At 68.7% G+C, this 19,423-nt stretch carries 16 protein-coding genes; 5 read left to right on the top strand and 11 right to left on the bottom strand.

Going from position 1 to position 19,423, the window contains the following annotated elements; genetic code table 11:
- Positions 1–3: 3 nt before the first annotated feature.
- Genes JOD63_RS01660 through JOD63_RS01635 form a run of 6 tightly spaced genes read right to left on the bottom strand, consistent with a single transcriptional unit; the run spans position 4 to position 7,701 of the window.
- Positions 4–1,017 (bottom strand): zinc-dependent alcohol dehydrogenase, encoded by a 1,014-nt coding sequence (locus JOD63_RS01660; RefSeq protein ID WP_045277174.1) that lies wholly within the window; start codon positions 1,015–1,017, stop codon positions 4–6.
- A complete protein-coding gene (locus JOD63_RS01655) occupies positions 1,014–1,871 on the bottom strand; it encodes a fumarylacetoacetate hydrolase family protein (RefSeq protein ID WP_045277173.1) in 858 nt (285 codons plus the stop codon). Before JOD63_RS01655 ends, JOD63_RS01660 begins: the two co-directional genes overlap by 4 nt.
- The gene (locus tag JOD63_RS01650; RefSeq protein ID WP_245618067.1) at positions 1,868–2,797 is read right to left on the bottom strand and encodes an SMP-30/gluconolactonase/LRE family protein; all 930 of its coding nucleotides are present in this window, start codon (positions 2,795–2,797) and stop codon (positions 1,868–1,870) included. Before JOD63_RS01650 ends, JOD63_RS01655 begins: the two co-directional genes overlap by 4 nt.
- The gene (locus JOD63_RS01645) at positions 2,794–3,144 is read right to left on the bottom strand and encodes a helix-turn-helix domain-containing protein (protein WP_045277172.1); all 351 of its coding nucleotides are present in this window, start codon (positions 3,142–3,144) and stop codon (positions 2,794–2,796) included. The genes JOD63_RS01650 and JOD63_RS01645 overlap by 4 nt, the downstream gene beginning before the upstream one ends.
- The gene (locus tag JOD63_RS01640) at positions 3,141–5,999 is read right to left on the bottom strand and encodes an FAD-binding and (Fe-S)-binding domain-containing protein (RefSeq protein ID WP_271180701.1); all 2,859 of its coding nucleotides are present in this window, start codon (positions 5,997–5,999) and stop codon (positions 3,141–3,143) included. Before JOD63_RS01640 ends, JOD63_RS01645 begins: the two co-directional genes overlap by 4 nt.
- Positions 5,986–7,701 (bottom strand): IlvD/Edd family dehydratase, encoded by a 1,716-nt coding sequence (locus JOD63_RS01635; RefSeq protein WP_045277171.1) that lies wholly within the window; start codon positions 7,699–7,701, stop codon positions 5,986–5,988. The genes JOD63_RS01640 and JOD63_RS01635 overlap by 14 nt, the downstream gene beginning before the upstream one ends.
- Before the next feature lie 139 nt (positions 7,702–7,840).
- Between JOD63_RS01635 and JOD63_RS01630 the strand changes: the two genes are divergently transcribed.
- Together JOD63_RS01630 and JOD63_RS01625 are read left to right on the top strand one after the other, a co-directional pair.
- Complete coding sequence (locus tag JOD63_RS01630) at positions 7,841–8,515, top strand: SDR family NAD(P)-dependent oxidoreductase (RefSeq protein WP_045277170.1); 675 nt, start codon at positions 7,841–7,843, stop codon at positions 8,513–8,515.
- Between the two features lie 54 nt (positions 8,516–8,569).
- On the top strand, positions 8,570–9,337 hold the full coding sequence (locus JOD63_RS01625) for an IclR family transcriptional regulator (protein ID WP_045277169.1): 768 nt from the start codon (positions 8,570–8,572) through the stop codon (positions 9,335–9,337).
- A 34-nt stretch (positions 9,338–9,371) separates the two neighbouring features.
- Here the strand turns inward: JOD63_RS01625 and JOD63_RS01620 are convergent, their stop codons facing one another.
- The 5 genes from JOD63_RS01620 to JOD63_RS01600 are packed head-to-tail and all read right to left on the bottom strand — an operon-like array spanning position 9,372 to position 15,959.
- The gene (locus tag JOD63_RS01620) at positions 9,372–10,460 is read right to left on the bottom strand and encodes an amidohydrolase family protein (protein ID WP_157004066.1); all 1,089 of its coding nucleotides are present in this window, start codon (positions 10,458–10,460) and stop codon (positions 9,372–9,374) included.
- A complete protein-coding gene (locus JOD63_RS01615; protein ID WP_045277168.1) occupies positions 10,457–11,785 on the bottom strand; it encodes an alpha/beta hydrolase domain-containing protein in 1,329 nt (442 codons plus the stop codon). Before JOD63_RS01615 ends, JOD63_RS01620 begins: the two co-directional genes overlap by 4 nt.
- A gap of 35 nt (positions 11,786–11,820) precedes the next feature.
- Positions 11,821–13,356, bottom strand: coding sequence for a carboxylesterase/lipase family protein (locus JOD63_RS01610; RefSeq protein WP_045277167.1), 1,536 nt, complete (start codon positions 13,354–13,356; stop codon positions 11,821–11,823).
- Positions 13,357–13,370: 14 nt separating this feature from the next.
- Positions 13,371–14,954, bottom strand: coding sequence for an AMP-binding protein (locus tag JOD63_RS01605; RefSeq protein WP_045277166.1), 1,584 nt, complete (start codon positions 14,952–14,954; stop codon positions 13,371–13,373).
- A gap of 42 nt (positions 14,955–14,996) precedes the next feature.
- The gene (locus JOD63_RS01600) at positions 14,997–15,959 is read right to left on the bottom strand and encodes an NAD(P)H-dependent flavin oxidoreductase (RefSeq protein WP_045277165.1); all 963 of its coding nucleotides are present in this window, start codon (positions 15,957–15,959) and stop codon (positions 14,997–14,999) included.
- A 251-nt stretch (positions 15,960–16,210) separates the two neighbouring features.
- On the opposite strand from JOD63_RS01600, the gene JOD63_RS01595 reads away from it, so the two are divergent.
- The 3 genes from JOD63_RS01595 (at position 16,211) to JOD63_RS01585 (ending at position 19,385) form a co-directional block, all read left to right on the top strand.
- A complete protein-coding gene (locus JOD63_RS01595) occupies positions 16,211–17,743 on the top strand; it encodes an ABC transporter substrate-binding protein (protein WP_045277164.1) in 1,533 nt (510 codons plus the stop codon).
- A 239-nt stretch (positions 17,744–17,982) separates the two neighbouring features.
- Positions 17,983–18,588: a hypothetical protein gene (locus JOD63_RS01590; RefSeq protein WP_169748425.1), complete on the top strand. Its 606-nt coding sequence runs from the start codon at positions 17,983–17,985 to the stop codon at positions 18,586–18,588.
- Positions 18,561–19,385 (top strand): Nif3-like dinuclear metal center hexameric protein, encoded by an 825-nt coding sequence (locus JOD63_RS01585; RefSeq protein WP_045277162.1) that lies wholly within the window; start codon positions 18,561–18,563, stop codon positions 19,383–19,385. The genes JOD63_RS01590 and JOD63_RS01585 overlap by 28 nt, the downstream gene beginning before the upstream one ends.
- Positions 19,386–19,423: the final 38 nt, after the last annotated feature.

The following is a 19,423-nucleotide window of genomic DNA, read 5'->3' as shown; positions in this document are numbered from 1 at the left end:
GGATCATTCTCCGATCGAGACGTGGAACTTGGGGCCGGCGCCCGACCCTGCCGGGCGCTCACCCGCGAGGATCGCGGGAAGGTCGGCGAGCGTCAGCGTGTCGGCGATGAGCGGCCGCGGGTCGACGGCGCCCGACGCGTATGACGTGATGGTGCCGGCGAGGCCCGGCGATGCGCTGAGGATGCCGACGGCGCTGACGTCCTTGAGCGCGAGGTCACGCGTGTCGACGAGGCTCGGCGTACCTGCGAGGCCGACGTAGACGACGCGCTTGCCGGGCTCTACGAGGTCGACGGCCTTCGCCGGGAGGTGCTGAGCATTGGACGCTTCGATCACGGCGTCCCACGGCAGGTCGGGGAGCGTCTCCTCCGTCCACACGTGCTCGAAGCCGATCGTGCGCGCGAAGGCGAGGGATCGTTCGCTCCGACCGAGGAGATGCACCTCGGCGCCGGCGGCCTTCGCGAATAGACCGCACAGCAGGCCGATCGTTCCCGGACCGAGAACGAGGCACCGATCCCCCGGCTTCAGACCCGCGGCCTCGACCGAGCGAAAGGCGTTGCCGCCCGGCTCGACCATCGCGCCCGTCGCGTCGTCGACGGTGTCGGGCAGGCGATGCAGCGACGTCACCGGAACGGCGACCTGTTCGGCGAGGGCGCCGGGGCGTCCGTCGCGGATGCCGAGCTCACCGCGGAACTCGCACACGTGCTGCAGTCCCTGCAGACACCGGCGGCATTCGCCGCAGCCGAGCATGGTGTCGCCGGTGACGCGCGCGCCGAGCCAGGCGGCATCCACCCCGTCGCCGATCTGCGAGACGACTCCCATCCATTCGTGCCCGATGCGCACCGGGAACGAGGTGTGGCGTGTTTCGTAGTACGCCATCTCGCCGGTGAACAGCTCCATGTCGGTGCCGCAGATCCCCGCGCGCTTGACGTCGACGACGACCTCGCCGGGGGCTGCGACAGGCGCCTCGACGTCTTGCACCTCGGCCTGGTGCGGGCCGGTGATGACAAGGGCTTTCATCGGGGCGCGAGAACCGTCTGGCGCTGCGCACCGAGTTCGTCGATGCCGAGCGTCATGACATCGCCGGCCTGGAGCCAGATCTGCGGCGAGAAGCCCATGCCGACACCGGGAGGGGTCCCCGTATTGATGAGGTCGCCGGGCTCGAGAACCATGAACTGACTGATGTAGTGGACGATGAAGTACGGGTCGAAGATCATCGTCGAGGTCGACCCGGTCTGGCGGCGCACGTCGTTGACGTCGAGCCACATGCCGAGGTCGGTGACGTTCGGGACCTCGTCCTGGGTCACCAGCCACGGACCGGCCGGGTTGAACGTCTCAGCCGACTTTCCCTTGAGCCACTGGCCGCCGCGCTCCATCTGGAAGGCCCGCTCGGAGACGTCGTTGACGAGAACCCACCCGGCGATGTGATCGCGGGCGTCTTCGACCGAGTCCAGATAGCTGGTGCGCTTTCCGATCACGATGCCGAGCTCGACCTCCCAATCGGGCTTGGTGGCTCCGCGGGGGATGCGCACGTCGTCGTTCGGGCCGACGAGGGTATTGGGAGACTTGGTGAACAGGATCGGCTCGCTCGGCACGGCCTGCCCGGTCTCGGCGGCGTGGTCCGAGTAGTTGAGGCCGACGCAGATGATCTGGTGCGGGCGCGCGATGGGTGAGCCGAGACGCTGGTCGCCGATCGGCAGCGCGTCGGATGCCGCGCGCTCGGCGACGATCGGGGCGATGCGGTCGAGTCCACCCCCGCCGAAGAAAGCCTCGTCGAAGTCGGTGACGACGTCGGACAGGTCGACGTAGTGAGCGTCGCCTACGAGGGCGGCGGGCTTCTCGGCGCCGGGGGCGCCGATGCGCAGGAGCTTCATGCTGATTCCTCCAGAGATGGGGTGGGGGTGGGCCGGGGAGTTCCGACCCACAGGTTCGGGTGGATGCCGCGGTGCCCGGTGCGGACCGTGAACAGCCGGCCGGACAGCGGATGCGCGGCCAGGTCTTCCGCGGTCATGCCTTCGGTCGCGGTGGTGATGACGAGCGTGTCTAGGTCGGGGCCCGCGAACACCGGGCACGACGTGTGCGGAGCGGGCACGTCGACACGGCCGACGATGTCGCCTGCCGGCGAGACGCGGACGACGCATCCCTCGCCCCACAGCGCCACCCACAGGTGGCCATCGCTGTCGAGCGTCATGCCGTCGGGGTAGCCCTGGGTGATCTCGAGGAACACGCGCCGCTCCCCCACCGCGCCGGTCGCCGGATCGTAGTCACGCACATGGATGCGGCGGCTCAGGGTGTCGACCGAGTACAGCACGCGCCCGTCCGCCGTCCAGGCCAGGCCGTTCGCGAGGGTGAGGTCGTCGTCGAGCACGGCCACGGCGCCGTCGGCCCCGACCTGCAGCAGGAGCTCATCGCCGGGCCCCTTGGTGCCGACGACGAAGCGGCCGGCGGGATCCGGCTTTCCGTCGTTGAACCGCCGGTCCTCCCCGTCGATCAGCGCGGGACCAGCGATGATCGCGCCATCGACGTCGCGCGTGTACAGGCGGTGGGCGCCGGCGACCAGCCACTCCCCCTCGGCAGACACCGCGACCGCTCCGGCCGTGTCGGGGAAGTCCACCTTCTCCTCGACATCGATCGCACCGCCGTGTGCGAACCGACCGGCGTACACGGCGCCCGCCATGATGTCGACCCACAGGATGCGGCCGCGGATCGGGTCCCAGACCGGCCCCTCCGCGAGGAAGTGGGCGATCCCGGTGGCGACTCGCGGTGTTCCGAGGGAGCGAGCTGAGTCTGGTGCGTTCACGCTGTCTGCCTTTGCGAATGTTGATCGGTGAAGTCGAGCACATCGTGAAGCGCCCAACGGATCTCCTCCAGCCTCGTCGCGTCGATCACGTAGCGACGGGTCGGACGACACACTCCCGGCACTCGGACGATCTCCGATGAAACGAGCCCGATGTTCTCGAGCGCGACGAGGTGGGGCTCGACCCCGTGACGCGTGTACCCGCAGGCGACCGCCAGCTCAGAGATCGTCGCGGGTCCGCGAACGAGCCGCTCCACGATGTCGAGCTTCGCGGAGGCGATGCCCAGGAGGACCGCGAGTGAGCGCTCGTCATCCGAGTCCTCGACCGCGATCTCGCGTCGATTGTTCACCCGGTCCCCCTCGCTGCCGCCTGCGTGTCGTCGAGCACCTGCAGGATGTGCCGGTACGGCTGTCCTGTGGCGCGGCTCATGCCGAGCTCGCAGGTGCGGTTGAGTGATGCTCGGACGTCCGACGCGGCAGCGGCGACCGCGGCGGCCTCGGATCGCGTCGCGGCCCGGGTGAGTTCGGGGTGCAGCATCCCGCGGTCTCCGGCGAAGCCGCAGCACCCCCATTCGTCCGGGACGACCACGGTCTCGGCGGCAGCTCCGGCCACTCGGGCGAGGGCGGCGTTCAGCCCCAGATGGGTGGACGAGCACGTGGGGTGAACGGTGGCGGATGCGACCTTGCGACCTTCGGGCAGGTTCGGGAGGACGTGCTCATCCACGAACGCCACGGCATCGACGACCCGGACGTCTGCCTGACCGGCCGCTGCGAGCAGCACCTGCAGCCCCTCGGTGCACGACGACGCATCGCACACGACGGGGAGGCGTCCGCCGGCAGTCGCGCGGGCGAGCGACGCGGCGACCTTCGCCGTCATCGTGGCGTACCCGTCGCTGAGACCCTTCGACTTCCACGGCGTGCCGCAGCACAGCGACGGCAGATCGACGGGGGTCGTCACCTGCACGCCGGCGCGTTCGCACAGCCGCAGGAACGACTCCGCCACACCGTCGCCGCCGACCGGGGCGAACATCGTGTTCGTGCACGACGAGAAGAAGACGGCAACGGGCTCCTCGGCGTCGATCACACGACGACGCTTGCCGCCGCCGGGAAGATCGTCGGTGTAGAGGGGCACGGTGTCCTCTCCCAGGAGGCCCCGGCCGACTCTCGTCGCCAGCGCCGGAAGGACTGTGGGCACCGCGTCCGCGACGCTCAGCGCCACGCCGCCGCCCGCGCTGACGGCATCCCAGTGCTTCGCCGCGAGGTTCCAGCCCGCCTGCGCGACGGCGTTCTGGTTCTCGTTGCGCAGGCGGCGCACGAGGTCACCGGTGTTGATGAGCACCGGGCACGCTGTCTGACACATGCCGTCGACCGCGCAGGTCTGCACACCGTCGTACCCGTACTCCTTCTCGAGGGTGCGGGCCAGTTCTTCGTCTCCGTCGTCGCGGGCGCGCTGCATCTCGCGACGGAGCACGATCCGCTCCCGCGGCGTGAGTGTGACGTCCCGAGATGGGCACACCGGTTCGCAGTAGCCGCACTCCACACAGCGGTCCACCTCCGACTCGACCGTCGGCGCCGTCTTGAGATTCCGGGTGTGGGCACGGGGGTCCTCCGTCAGAAGCACCCCCGGGTTGAGCGTCATGCCGGGATCGATGAGGTGCTTGACCTCCCACATCACCTCGTAGAGTTCGTCACCGTACTGGCGGTGCACGAACGGGGCCATGATGCGCCCCGTGCCGTGCTCGGCCTTGAGCGTTCCTCCCTGGCGCAGCACCAGGGCGACCATGTCTTCGGTGAACGACTCGTAGCGTGCGAGCAGGGCCGGATCGTCGAAGCGCTCATTCACGAGGAAGTGAATGTTGCCGTCCTTCGCGTGACCGAAGATCACACTCCCCTCGTACCCGTGCTCGTCGAACAGCGCGATCAGCTGCTCGCAGGTCTCGCCGAGACGCTCCACCGGCACGGCGATGTCTTCGAGCAGAGCGGTCGTCCCGGATGGGCGGGCGCCGGCCACGGCGGTGAACAGGCCCTTGCGGATGTGCCAGAGCTGAGCCCGGGTCGTGGCGTCCGTCGTGAGAGCCGCGGGCTGCACCAGCGGCAGCGCGTCGAGCACCGCGACGCTTGCATCCTGGCGCACCTCGAGAGCGTCGGCCGATTCCTCCTGGAACTCCACCAGCAGGGCGGCGTGGTCGACGACGACGAGGCCGGTCAGATCGGCGGTCGCCTCGGGATCGTGCTGCGCGACGCGCAGGGATGCCGCATCCAGCAGTTCGATCGTCGCGAAGCCGGCCGCGACCAGCGCCGGAAGCGCAGAAGTCGCGTCGGCCAGATCCGCGAAGATCAGCAGCCCGGTCGCAAGGCTCGGCTTCACCCGGACCGTGCGGAACGTCGCCTCGGCCACGAACGCGAGGGTGCCCTCCGATCCCACGACGAGGTGGGCGAGGATGTCGAGCGGCTCGGTGTGGTCGAGGAACGAGTTGAGGCCGTAGCCCATCGTGTTCTTGATCGCGTGGAGCGTCTGCAGCGTCTCGACCGAGTCGGGATTGCTCCGGATGCGGTCGCGCAGCGCGGCGAGCCCCGCGTGGATCTCGGGCTCCTCCTGCCGCAGCCGATCGGCGGCATCGGGCGCGCCCGTGTCGATGACCGTGCCCGAGGCGAGCGCCAGCACCGCCGACTCGAGCGTGCGGTACGCGTTGGCATGGGTGCCGCACGACATGCCCGACGAGTTGTTGGCGATCACCCCGCCGATCGTGCAGGCGATCTCGCTCGCGGGATCGGGCCCGAGCTTGCGGCCGTGACGTGCCAGCCTCGTGTTCACGGCGCGTACGGTGGCGCCCGGCTGCACCCGCACCCGCTCGCCCCCGTCGAGGACGTCGATGCGACGGAAGTGATGGCGGGTGTCGATCAGCACGCTGTCGGTGCCGGCCTGTCCGGAGAGGCTCGTGCCCCCGGAGCGGAAGGTCACGGGCGCGCCGCCCGCGCGCGCCGCCGCCATCACCCGCGCGACCTCATCGACGTCGACGGGCGTCACGACCACCTGCGGTGCCAGCAGGTAGTGCGACGCGTCGTGAGCACCTGCGAGCCGGTCCGTCGCCCGGACGCCCACTGCAGCGCCGACGGCCTCGATCGCCGCGACCAGCTCCGGGTCGACAGGGGCGAGCGTGGTGGTGCCGGCGATGCCGACATCTCGATGATCAGTGCGACTCACGTGACACCTGAGAACCCGATGCCCCGACGAGGAAGTCGAGGTCGGCGCCCTGGTCGGCCTGCAGCACGTGGTCGACGTAGAGGCGCTCCCACCCGCGGCGCGGTGCGGCGTACCCTTCGAGCGTCGCCTGGTTCGGCCTACGCGCCGCCAGCTCGTCGGCGGCCACGTCGAGGTCGAGGCGCCCAGCGCGGACATCGAGTTCGATCCAGTCGCCCGTCTGCACGATCGACAGAGGGCCGCCCGCGGCCGATTCAGGGGTGACGTGCAGAACGACGGTGCCGTACGCGGTGCCCGACATTCGGCCGTCGCAGATGCGCACCATGTCGCGCACACCCTGGGCGAGCAGCTTCTGCGGCAGCGGCATGTTCGACACCTCCGGCATGCCCGGGTAGCCCTTCGGACCGCAGCCGCGCAGCACCATCACGCTGTCGGCGTCGATGTCGAGGTCGGGGTCGTCGATGCGGGCATGGAAGTCCTCGATCGAGTCGAACACGACCGCCTGGCCGCGGTGCTTCAGCAGGTGCGGCGACGCGGCCGCGGGCTTGATGATCGCCCCACCGGGCGCGAGCGACCCCCGCAGCACCGTGATGCCCGCGGCCGGCTGCAGCGGGTTGCCGCGCAGGGTGATGACGTCGGCGTCCCAGATCTTCGCGTCCTCCAGATAGTCGACGAACGGCTTGCCGGTGACTGTCAGCGCCTCCGGGTCGAGGAGGTCGCGCACCTCGCGCATCACCGCGAGGAACCCGCCCGCCCGGTACAGGTCGTCCATGAGGTAGCGTCCGGCGGGCTGCAGGTTCACCAGCAGCGGCACCTGCGCGCCGATGCGGTCGAAGTCGTCGATCGAGAGGTCGATCCCCAGGCGCCCCGCGATCGCGAGCAGGTGCACGACGGCGTTGGTCGATCCCCCGATCGCGGCGAGCGCGACAATCGCGTTGTGGAAGTTCGCCTTCGTGAGGAATGACGACGGGCGGCGGTCGTCGGCGACGAGCTGCACCGCGAGACGTCCGGTCTCGTGCGCGGCCTCGAGCAGGCGGGCGTCGGGCGCAGGCGTGCCGGCGAGTCCGGGGACGATCGTGCCGAGGGCCTCAGCCACGAGCGCCATCGTCGAGGCGGTACCCATCGTGTTGCAGTGACCCTTGGAGCGGATCATCGACGACTCGCTCTTCAGGAACTGCTCTTCGCTGAGCGTGCCCGCACGCACCTCCTCGGACAGCCGCCACACATCCGTACCGCAGCCGAGCGCCTCGCCCCGGAAGTGACCGGTCAGCATCGGACCGCCCGGAACCACGACTGCGGGAAGGTCGACGGATGCCGCGGCCATCAGCAGCGACGGGATCGTCTTGTCGCAGCCACCCAGCAGCACGACGCCGTCGATCGGGTTGGCGCGAAGCATCTCCTCGGTCGCCATCGCGGCCATGTTGCGCCACAGCATCGCCGTCGGACGCACCTGCGTCTCCCCCAGCGAGACGACGGGAAGCTCGAGCGGGATGCCGCCGGCCTCGTAGACCCCGTTCTTCACTGCGGCCGCAACCTCGTCGAGGTGCGAGTTGCACGGGGTGAGGTCGGACGCGGTGTTCGCGATCGCGATCTGCGGGCGCCCCTCGAACGCGCTCGACGGCACGCCGCGGCGCATCCATGCCCGATGGATGTAGGCATTGCGGTCGTCGCCCGCGTACCACTCGGAGCTGCGCAACTCAGTCATAATTTCCAACTTTCGGAAAAGTACTCACATCATTGGAATACCGGTTAGCCTAGCGCAGACGGAGGATGCCTGAAGCGCAGTCTTCTCCGCACTCGAACCACCAGCGGGTCGCACCGGACCCCGAGCACAGGAGGACTACATGCGTCGCGCGATCGTGACAGGCGGAGCCAGCGGCCTGGGAGCGGCGACCGCCGCTCGCCTGCGTTCCGAAGGCATCGAGGTCATCACCGTCGATCTCTCCGATACCGCAGACGAGGTGCTCGACATCACCGATGAGTCCGCGATCGCCGCTCTCGCCGATCGAATCGGTCCGGTCGACATCGTCATCAACTCCGCCGGCATCGTCGGCCCCAACGTGTCGCTCGTCGAGACCGACTCCGACCAGTGGCGCCGCACGTTCGAGGTCAACGTCGTCGGCACGGTCGGCATGATGCGTGCCTTCATCCCCGGGATGGTCGAGCGCGGCTGGGGACGCATCGTGAATTTCGCCAGCATGGCCGGCAAGGACGGCAATCCGAATCTCAGCATCTACTCGGCCACCAAGGCCGCTGTCATCGCGCTGACAAAGTCGGCCGGCAAGGAGTTGGCCACCACGGGCGTTATCGTGAATGCGATCGCGCCCGCCGTGATCGCCACACCCATGAACGACTCGACCGCACCCGATGTGCTCGCACACATCACGAGCCTCATCCCTATGAAGCGGGTGGGCGAAGCATCCGAAGTCGCCGAGCTGGTCGCCTGGCTCGCCTCCGACAAGGTGTCGTTCTCCACGGGCGCGGTGTACGACATCAGCGGCGGACGCGCCACCTACTGAAGCGGTGTCCGGGCGCGACGGCCAGCCGATGCGCGGTACAGGAAGGACAGACCGGTGAACAACTCCTCCTCCGACAGCCCGACCCGACTCGTCGGCTCGGACCGGGTGCTGGCCGTACTGCGCGAACTCGGCGAGCACCCGCAGGGACTGACGCTCGATGCGATCGCGTCGAGCCTCGACAGCCCGAAGCCGACGATCCATCGCGCACTGGGCTCGTTGCGGCGGGCCGGATTCGCCACGCAAGTCAGCCGCGGACGGTACATCCTGGGCGACGAGTTCCTTCGACTGGCACTGCACACCATCGCCGAGCGTCCGGACTCCGCAATCGTCGGCCCGGTTCTCGATCGCCTCGCCGAGCAGTTCGGGGAGACCACCCACTACGCCATCCTCGAGGGCACCGATGTGGTGTACCGGGCGAAGGCGGACCCGCCCAGCGGTGCAGTTCGACTCACCTCGGTGATCGGCGGCCGCAACCCCGCATACTGCACGGCAGTGGGCAAGCTTCTGCTCAGCAACGTCGTCGCGAACCGCGCCGACCTGGTGGAACTGCTCGGGCCGGGGCCACTGCCCCGCCGTACCGAGCACACGATCACCGACATCGCTGCACTCTGGGGCGCACTCGAGGAAGCGCGCGAGCGCGGCTTCGCCGTCGACGACCAGGAGAACGAAGCCGGGGTGAACTGCGTCGCGGTGGCGATGCCCACGGACTCCCGGCTTCTGCTGCCGGGGGCGGTCAGCGTGAGCGCGCTCGCTTTCCGCACGCCTCTGGCCCAGCTCGTCGAGCAGGTCCCCTCGATCGTCGAGGCGGTCATCGGCCGCTGACCGCCTCAATCGAGCGGTCAGCGGCCATGACACGTCAGCTGTCGAGGGCGTAGACGCGGCGGGCGTTGGCCGACACGAGGTCGTGGAACGTCTCTGGCGAGGTGGTACGCCACACAACGTCGAGAAGCTCCCGAGCGATGCACTTGCCGGCGAGACCGCCGAGCGCCATCATCGCGGTCTGCATCGCCGCCGCCATCTGGGCGTCGAACTTCGGCTCGGGGGCCGGTCGATCCGCGTCCCCTGCGGCCGAGCCGGCTGCGGCCGGGCGGCCGGCGCCGGCATCCGCCGGCGCGGCGCCGGTTGCCACGGGCCACGCCGGCGCATCAGGCGGGGTTCCCTGACCGTCCGCACACCCGCAGTCGCTGCCGAACATCAGCTTCGAGCGGTGACGCTCGAGGAACGCCGTGGTGAAGTCGAGGTCGCGCCGCAGCTGGAGCAGCGCGGAGGGGGCGCCGAGGTCTCCGTACAGGTTGTCGTAGTCGGCGAGCAATCGATCCGAGAGCCCGCCCGGTACGACGGCATCCAACAGATACATTCCGCCGTCACGGTAGCGCGCATCGATGCCGCCCCAGAAGTCCGGAGCGTGAGCGACGAACCGCGTGCGCGGGTACTTCTTCAGCATGTCTTCGATCCGGCTGAAACCGCGGATCCCATACGCCGGCTGACCCGGCGCCGCTGTCGCCTGGAAGTGCATCATCACGGGCACGTCGAGCTCGCCCGCGAGCGCGTAGGCCCGCTGCAGCTCGGGTGAGTCGACCTCCAGTGGGCCACCGGTCTCGGCGAACCCCTTCCAGCCGCCGAGCTTCAGCTGACGCAGCTGCGTGACGGCATCGGGCGTGGTCTCGCTGGTCATGTCGAATGCCGCAGACGTGCCATCCCCTTCGGGATCCACATCGCTGGGCACGATTTTAGCGCCGCGCGCCCAGCCGAGAATGCGCCCGGGGTGCGTCTGCGCGAGGCTCGCATGGCGTGCGGTGAAGTCACCGAACGCGAGCACCAGCGCACCGGAGACCCCCGCACCGTCCAAGTGGGCGATCAGCCCTTCGTCCGTGGCCCGCTCGTGGAAGTGGCAGTCGATCACTTCCTGACCGGCCCACGGCGTCACATCGGCTTCATTCATCATCGACGTCCCATCTCTACGTGCAGGTCTGTGAGCATTTGATCGACGTCGTCCGCGAGCAGCCATCCGTCGACCTGTTGCTGATCGATCCGAGCGAGGAACGCATCGCGATAGCCGGACTCGTCGCCGTACAGTGCCAGCAGCTCGTCCGCGGCGAACGGAACCTCGATACCGACCGAGAAGTAGTCCTCACTCGGCAGAGGCGCTCTCGCGAAGTAGCGACGGGTCGGGACGTCCATCTGGGCGCACCGCACCCCTCCCCGGGTGTTGCCGTGCCTATCGAGGGCGACGCGGCCGTCCTCGGCGAGCTCCAGTCGGGGAGCACGCGGCGGCGCGACGCCGTCGACGACCCAACGGACGAGGTGTTCGAGCGTCGCGTTGAACAGCTCGTTGTGCGGGAACGTGCTCATGAGCGTCGTATCGGTCACCGCACCCTTGGTGGCTGCCCCCCACAGCGCATTCGAGTTGTACGGGAGGTAGCGCGTGCCGGAATGCGGAGCTCCCGCGAGCTCATACAGCCGGAAGAGGTCTCCCGCGTCGTCGCTGTCGTCGCGACGGTACGCGCGATCGTCGTATCCCGTCGTGAAGGTGATGACGGGATGCGAGACATCCGCGTCGCTGATGGTCTGAACCAGCGGAACGTCGATCCCGCGGAAGGGCGAGGAGGGGTACCCCGACGGGAAGTAGCCGTCGTACACTGCAGAGCCGTCCGGCGCCCGGTGAGTGTCGTGTGCCTCGCGAATGTAGGTCGTCACCACGAAACCGGTCTCGGAGTGCCCTGCCAGGATCACGTGGCGGACCCCCTCGAAGGGCCCCTCGTTCGCACGGATGGCTGCTCCCGCCTGCGCGAGCACCGTGCTGCACCACGTATTGCGGCGCGCGATCGACGCCCACACCAGCGCGAGCGCCTCCGCATCCGGCGGAAGCCCCGCCTCGTGAAGCGGCGGTACGTCGGGTGCGGGGATGTGGAGGCTCGCATATCTCTCGCCGTCATGCGGGCGCAGGTGCGTGTCCAGCGTCTCGGGCTGGCTCGCGACGGTCACGTGCCCGTGCCCCTCGCGCATGAAATACGGCGCGCTGTAGATCCAAACCGGCGCGAACCCGAGCATGTGCAGCGGCTCGACGAACACGGTGCCCGAGAACTTCGACCTGTCACGCGGCAACCGCACCAGCGCGACCGTCTCATAGTCGCCGTCATCCGTCACGCCGGTGACGCGCCACTCCTCCTCGACGTAGTCGAAGTCGTCGACCCCGACGCGCGCTGACGCGCGCGGCGTGTAGTGCCCCTTCTGCGGCAACGAGCCGAGAGTCGCGGGGGATGCGAGCATGTGCTCCTCCATTTCGTGTGAATGCAACTGAACGATTACTCGGCAGCGCCGAGCGCGAGGGGCGCTCGCAGGTCGACCCAGCCCGGGAGCGCAGCGTCGCTCGCGCCGAACCCGTGGACGTGTCGAGCCTCGCCCCAGCGTTCCCAGCCCGGGTCGCCGCCATGAGCGAAGCGCGCCCACGCGGTCATCATCTCGCGCGACACCGCCATGCGATCGAGGCTGCGGCCCGTCAGCGGAATCCGATCGACCGTGCCGAAGACGTAGGCGAGCTCGAGCGAATGCGTCGCCCCCAGCAACCCGTCGAGGACCTCAGTGGGCTGGCGGAACTCGTAGGCCCATACGCCTGCAGCCTTCTCGCTCGCCTGATCTGCGATCACTCGCGACGGCCCCTCGAAGGCGAGCCAGCTCAGGCGACGGCCGAGCAGCAGATGCGGTGCCTCCCCGGGGTGACGCTCGACGAGCTCCGCGTACCCCACGCCGTCAAGATCCTTCAGCGCATCGACGCGCTGCGCGGCATCCTGCGCAGTCATCGTCGTCGAGAAGTCCGCCTCCGCCGCGAGAAGGAAGGTCGCCTCGTGCGTCGTCCAGCCGATGAGCAGCTCCTTGCCCCGCACTCCGTCGGTCGGCTCCTGCCCGAAGGCGTCTTCAGGAAGCTGGACGGCGTCGATGCTCGGCCCGAACCCCGGGGTCATCGCGAGGCCCTTTTCGTTGCGCTTCGGGAGGAACGAGGCGGAGCGCAGCGCCGCCTGCACCTCGAGAAGTCTCGGGAGCGGCGCCTCCCGCAGATCGGCGACCGACGGGTTCCCGACCGCATCGAGAACCTGGGCGCGCATCGCGGCGGCGTCCTCGGCAGGCAGCGGGCGGCCGAATGGGCCGCTCATCATGATCGATCTGGCGAAGAGCGCCCTGGCGCTGGGCATCGCGTTGAGCGTCGCCACCTTGCCGCTGCCGCCGGACTGCCCGCAGATCGTCACGCGGCGTGGGTCTCCGCCGAACGCGTGGATGTTGCGCCGGATCCACTCGAGCGCAGCCACGATGTCGAGCATCCCCGCGTTGGCCGACTCGGGCTCACCCAGCTCGCGAAGGTCCAGGAACCCGAGCAGCCCCAGTCGATGCGTCACGCTGACGACGACGAGCTCCCCTGCCTTCGCGAGCACATCGCCGTTGAACGACATCTCATTGCCCGAACCTGCAGCGAACCCGCCACCGTGCAACCAGACGAGCACGGGCAGCTGCGCACCCTCACACCCCTCGGGTGCCCAGATGTTGACCCGCAGGCAGTCCTCGTCGGTCGGCGCGGCCTCGACCGGAGACCCCCCTCGCGGCATGAGCATCGAGAGCACGTCGCCGAGTGCCCCGGCGGGCGCGACCCGCAGATCATGTTGCGGGGCGGAAGGGCCGAACTCGCGCGCATCCCGGACGCCCTCCCAGTGCGGAGTGGGCTGGGGCGCACGGAATCGATTCGCGCCGCCTGTCGACGCGCCGTAGGGAACCCCGAGGAAGCTCACGACGCCGGCGGTGCTGATCCCGCGCAGCTCACCCTGTTCGACGGTGGTGTGGATGAATGGCATGGTGGTGCTCCTTGTCAGAACTGGTGACGGGCGCGCGACGCACCGCGATCGACGGGCCCGTCGCGCAGAGATTTCTTGTCGATCTTTCCGACAGCTGTCATCGGCAGTCCATCGACCACGAACACCTGCTTGGGCGTGTGGAGGCCGCCCTTGCGCCCTCGCACCCAGCTGCGAAGGTCGTCCGCAGTGGCGGTGGCGCCCGCGCGCAGCACGACCGTCGCGGTGACGGCCTCGCCCCAGTGCTCATCGGGCAGTCCGTAGACCGCCACTGCGCCGACATCGGGATGACTCGCCAACACGTCTTCAACCTCCCGCGGGAACACGTTGAAGCCGCCCGTCACGACGAGGTCCTTCTTCCGATCGACGATCCGGATCAACCCCCGGTCGTCGACGCGTCCGATGTCGCCGGTGTGGAGCCATCCGCCTGCCAAGGCCGCCTCGGTCTGCTCCGGCTGCTCCCAGTACTCCGACATCACCGAGGCGGACCGGACGCAGATCTCGCCCGGCTCATCGGCCGGTACGTCAGCGCCGGACTCGTCGAGCAGCCGCACCTGAGCGGCGTGGACGGGAAAGCCGCACGAGGCGAGCACGTCCGGATCCTCCCCCACGTGCTCGGCTCGCGCCAGGTAGCTGATCGGGTAGCACTCGCTCTGCCCGTAGAGTTGGGCGAACACGCGGCCGATCCGCTCGTGAGCCTCTGCGAGTCGGCGGGGTGCCATCGGCGCCGCACCATATAGCGCGAGCTCCAGCGAACTCAGATCCGCGCCTTCCAGTTCCGGGCTGTCGAGGAGGTCGTAGACCATCGTCGGAACCAGCAGCGTCATGTTGATCCGCTCGCGTTCGATCGCACTCAGGACGCCACCGGGCGTGAAGCGATCCATCAGATGAACCGTTCCCCCGCGATGGAGGACGGGGAGGATCTTGGTCCCCGCGACGTGGGTGATCGGCGCGACCGCGAGGTAGCGCGGGGTCGCCGGTAGTTCGAAGTCGGCGAGGATCGACCGCGTCTGGTTGAGCACGCTCGCATGACGGTAGGCGACGCCCTTGGGCCGTCCCGTCGTTCCGCCTGTGTAGTTGAGCCACAGCACGTCATCGACCCGGCCGAGATCCGCCGCGCTGTGAGCACCGGCGCTCTTACGGGCAGCTCTGAGGTCGATGGTCGGGCCGTCGAGGTCCGCGTTGCCGAGAGCCAGCATGTGCTCCACCGCCGTGGCTGCACGTATCTCCGCGGCGCGGTCCGCAAATGCCGCGACGTCGACGACGAGCGCGCGCGCTCGCGCATCGCCGAGCTGATGGAGGTGGTCCGCCAGCGATCCGCGCGGATGCAGGTATGTGAGACGCAAGCCGCTGCACCACGCCGCCATCGCGCTGAGCCAGGTGTCGACGGTGTTGCCTGCGAGCACCGCGATCCCGTCTCCCCGAACGAGTCCTGCGGATGCGAACACCGCCTGCGTGCGTCCGATCGCATCGAGGCACTGGGCGTAGGTCGCGGTGTTCGAAAGCCCTGTGCCGTCGCTCCAGGAGAAGGCGGTGCGATCGGGATGGCGCCGCAACGCAGCGAGTGCCGTCTCTCCGACGGTGGTCGCTTGGTGCTTCATGTCTGTGAACCCCTTTGTTCCTCTGCGTGTTCGGCGCTCGCGCTACGCACTCTCGTACGCGGCAGCGAACTCGTCGACGACCTGCTCGACCGACTGGATGCCGCGTACACCCGACACCGAGTGTCCGGCACTCCAGATCTCGGACCACCTCCGCGGCCCCTCGCCGCCCGACCCGTAGAGCGCGGACGCGGTCTCTACATCCACTGCCTCGTCGAGCCGGTCGGGGTGCAGGCCTGCGGCTTCGATCGACGCGCGAAGCATGCTGCTCGGCAGTCCGGTGAAAGCGCGCGTCAGCACGATGTCGTCCATGGTGCTGTCGACGAGCATCGCTTTGTAGCGCGGGTCCGCGCCGCTCTCGGAAGTCGCGATGAACCGCGTCCCCACGTAGGCGAGGTCGGCCCCGAGCGTTGTCGCAGCGCGGAGGGCGATCCCGTCGGACACGCCGCCCGCCAGCACGACGGTGCCGTCGTAGTGGCGGCGGATCTCGCGCACGAACGCGAACGGATTCATCCACCCGGTCTGACCGCCCGCCCCGGCGGAGAGAAGCACGAGTCCGTCGACGCCGGCGGCGATCGCGCGCTCGGCGTGCCGCAGCGACGCCACGTCGGCCCACACCTGGACTCCCGCGTCATGCAGCTGCGGGATCACGGCCGCCGGCGACCCGACGCTCGTGATGACCATCTCGACCTCGCGCCGGGTGAGCACCTCGAGATCCTCGGCCAACCTCGGCTGCCGGATGATGAGGTTCGGGCACCAGGGGGCCCAGTCCCTGCTCCCCGAATCGAGCGCCGCCCGGCGCTTGTCGCTCCACCTGCGAAGCCAGGCATCCAGCTGTTCCGTCGATCGCGCGTTCGCTGTCGGGAAGGCTCCGACAACCCCGTGGCGGCAGGCGGCCTCGACGAGTTCAGGCGTCGACACGCCCAGCATCGGGGCGACGATGGCGGGGATCCGCAGGCGGCCGGCGAACGGGAAGTGACGGCGATCAGGGCGCTGAGCGCTCGTCATCGTGACTCCTCACGTCCACCGACGACGCGGCCGGTTGCGATAGGCGCCATCGCGTCCTCCTCGTCCGGTCCGGGACATCCATGCCCGAAATCGTGCCCAGTGTAGTTCGACAAACTGATCGAGCGCTAATTCATTTTCTGGAGACCTCATCGCTCCCGAAGCCGCCTCGCAGCCGTGGCGGAAACTACTTAACGATCACTCACTAGCGGTGCTATGGTCGTCGGCGTTGATACCCCTTCCGGAGGACAAAGATGTTCCGCAGAAGCCTGATCGCCGTCACAGCGGCAGCCACAGCCCTCGTGCTCGCCTCGTGCTCAGCAGGAGGAAACCCCGAACCGACCGATGATGAGGCGGCCCGCGGGGACCGACTCACGCTGATCTCGATCTCTTCCCCGACGAACTACGACCTGGGTGTGGGTGCCGAGGCCGGCACCCGCAGTCAGTTCTTCGAAGCCGTCTTCGACACTCTGCTGCGGGCGGACTCCGCAGGCGAGATCTCGCCCCGGCTGGCCACCGACTGGTCGTATGACGACACGCTCACGGAGTTGACGCTGACCCTGCGCGAGGATGTGACCTTCAGCGACGGCACTGCTCTCGATGCCGCAGCAGTGGTCGCCTCGCTGGAGCACACCCGCGACGGCAGCTCGCAGGCCGCGGGAGCAGCGGTCGGGCAGACCTATGAGGCCGTCGACGACTACACAGTCAAGATCACGCTCCCCGCCCCGAATCCGTCCTACCTCGGCTCGCTCGCAGTGACGAGCGGTCTGATCGCCGCACCCAGTTCGTTCGACAACGACGATGTCGACACCAACCCGGTCGGGTCAGGGCCCTTCATCCTCGACACCGAGTCGACAGTCATCGGCACGACGTACAACTACACGGCCAATCCTGACTACTGGGACCCCGAGTCGATCAGGTATGACCACCTGACGATCAACACGATCGCCGACCCGACGGCGACCCTCAACGCCATCCTCGCCGGCGAGACCAACGGGGCCGTCGCCGACAACAACGCTCTCGAAGAGATCGAGGGTGCCGGGTGGGACTTCACCGAGAGTGAAGGTGCCTGGGAAGGTCTCATGCTGTACGACCGTGATGGGGCGATGGCGCCCGCGCTCGCCGACGTGCGCGTACGCCAGGCCATCAACATGGCATTCGATCGCGAGTCGCTGCTTGAAGCGGTCCAGGGCGGCCACGGCACGGTCACGACGCAGATCTTCATGCCGAACACGAGCACCTACGACCCGGAGCTCGACAAGATGTACGCCTACGACCCCGAGGGAGCGAAGGAGCTCCTCACGGAGGCGGGATACCCCGACGGGTTCACCATGACGATGCCCCTCATCGCCGCGTTCCAGACGTCACTCGATCTGCTCAAGCAGCAGCTCGCCGATGTGGGGATCACTGTCGAGTACGTCGACCCCGGCCAGGGCCAGTACATCGCCTCGATCCTCACCCCGAAGCATCCGGCAGCCTGGATGAACATGGCGGGCATCGGCGACTGGGACGCCATCGGCTACATGGTGTCTCCGGCTGCCGTATTCAACCCGTTCCGCACGCAGCAGGACCAGGTCGACGATTGGCTCTACGAGATCCAGAACGCGACCGATGAGGCCGACGCCTCCATGACCGACCTCAAGGCCTACCTCGTCGAGGAAGCTTGGTTCGCGCCGTTCTACCGCGTCAACGGGAACTACACCACCGACGCCGAGACCGACTACGACGCCAGCACGTGGGTGAGCGGCGCCTACCCGTCGATCTTCGGGTTCTCGCCGGCCTCGTGAGCTCGACCGACATGCAGGCCCCGAACGCCGCCTCGCGCGGCATTCGGGGCCTGCCCCTTTCCGCACTGGACGTCGCTGCGTCATCGGTGTGGGGCGCAGACGACGTTCCCGTCAGTCGCGCCGTGGTGACGTGGGCCACGACCGCCGCAATGCTGGGTGAGGCCGCGCCCGGGACGCTGTTCGTGTGCCGAGCGCACCCATTCTTCGCCTCCCCCACCCACTGGCGGACGCCAGGCGCCATGCTGGGCCCCGCGGCCGCCGCGACCTGGGCGTTCCGCTCCATCGGCGACGAGGTGCTCGTACGCAAGCGCGCGCTCCTGCGCGACGCGAGCAGCGCAATCGTCTGGGCTCCTCATCTCTGGGACGTCGGTCCCGACGCAGCGGGCTGTGCGTTCGCCGGGGCCGCAGGCCTGGAACCCCTCGTGGAGCACGGCATCGCGATCGCCGACGTACCGGGTGTCGGGGCCAGCGGCATCCTCGACCTCCTCCTGCCGCGCTGGGGCGCCAGCCGCGCGCTCCTCATGGGGAACCCGCCCGACGCGGTCGGAACGATCGCGTTGCACCCGGGCGTAGCCTCTCCGACCGACATCGCGCGGATCCTCGAGGTGTCGCTCGTCGACCTGATCGTCTGCGGCGAAGTCGTCGAATGGGAGGGCGGACCGTTCTTGCAGGACACGAACGCCCTGGGACGCCGGGTCGGCCTCGCCACCGTCGGCAACGCGATCAGCGAGCAGACGGTGAACCCGCTCGTCGCCGACCGCGTGCGCGCGACGCTCGGGATCGACACCGTCACCACTTACGCATTGGAGGACGCCTCATGGACGCCGACACGCAGCTCACGCTGACAGCGGGCGAGGTGGTTGCGCGCATCGAAGCGGACGCTCGCCGACGCGGATATCCGTGGGTGTCACCCACCGTCGATCGCATCGTCTGGGGCGACTCTGACAGTCTGGTCACCGGGATCGCCACGACCTGGATGGCGACGATGCCTGCGCTGGAGTCGGCGGCATCGCACGGGTGCAATCTCGTCATGTCGCACGAGCCGACATTCTGGCACCACCTCGACGAGATACCCACGGGCGCGGAATCGGCGCTGTACGAGAGCAAGACGGCGTGGCTGCGTGCTCGCGGCATGACCGTCATGCGCTTCCACGATCATCACCACTCGATGTTCGACGCCGATCCTGTGATGGAGGCCCTCATCGACGATCTCGCGTGGCGCGATCGGACGGTGGGCACCTCGTTCGCGTCACAGATCGACGTGGGCACGATGACCGTGAGAGACCTCGCCTCCCACGTCGCCGACAGCGTCGGCGAAGAAGCCGTCCGCACAGTGGGAGACCCGGACGCACCGGTCTCGACGGTCGGCTTCGGAGATCATTCACTGGCGGGATGCCTGGACGCGATTCGCGTGAACGATGTGGTGCTCACCGGCGAGATCCGCGAGTGGGATGCCTACGAATACTTCCGGGATGCGCAGACCCTGGGCATCCCACGGAACCTCGTCGTGACCTCGCACCGAGCACTGGAGAACCCCGCGAGCGGGCCGCTCGCGACCTGGCTGTCCGCACTGCTCCCCGAGGTTCCGGTGATCAGCGTGGACGTGCCTCCACCCTTCGAGGTGCACCTCGTCGGCTCATGATCTGCAGTGCCACGTGCCCAGCAGCAGACGCGCACCCG

The organism is Microbacterium terrae (assembly GCF_017831975.1).
GTDB classification, from domain to species: Bacteria; Actinomycetota; Actinomycetes; order Actinomycetales; family Microbacteriaceae; genus Microbacterium; species Microbacterium terrae.
This window is presented reverse-complemented; position numbering and strand designations above follow the sequence as displayed.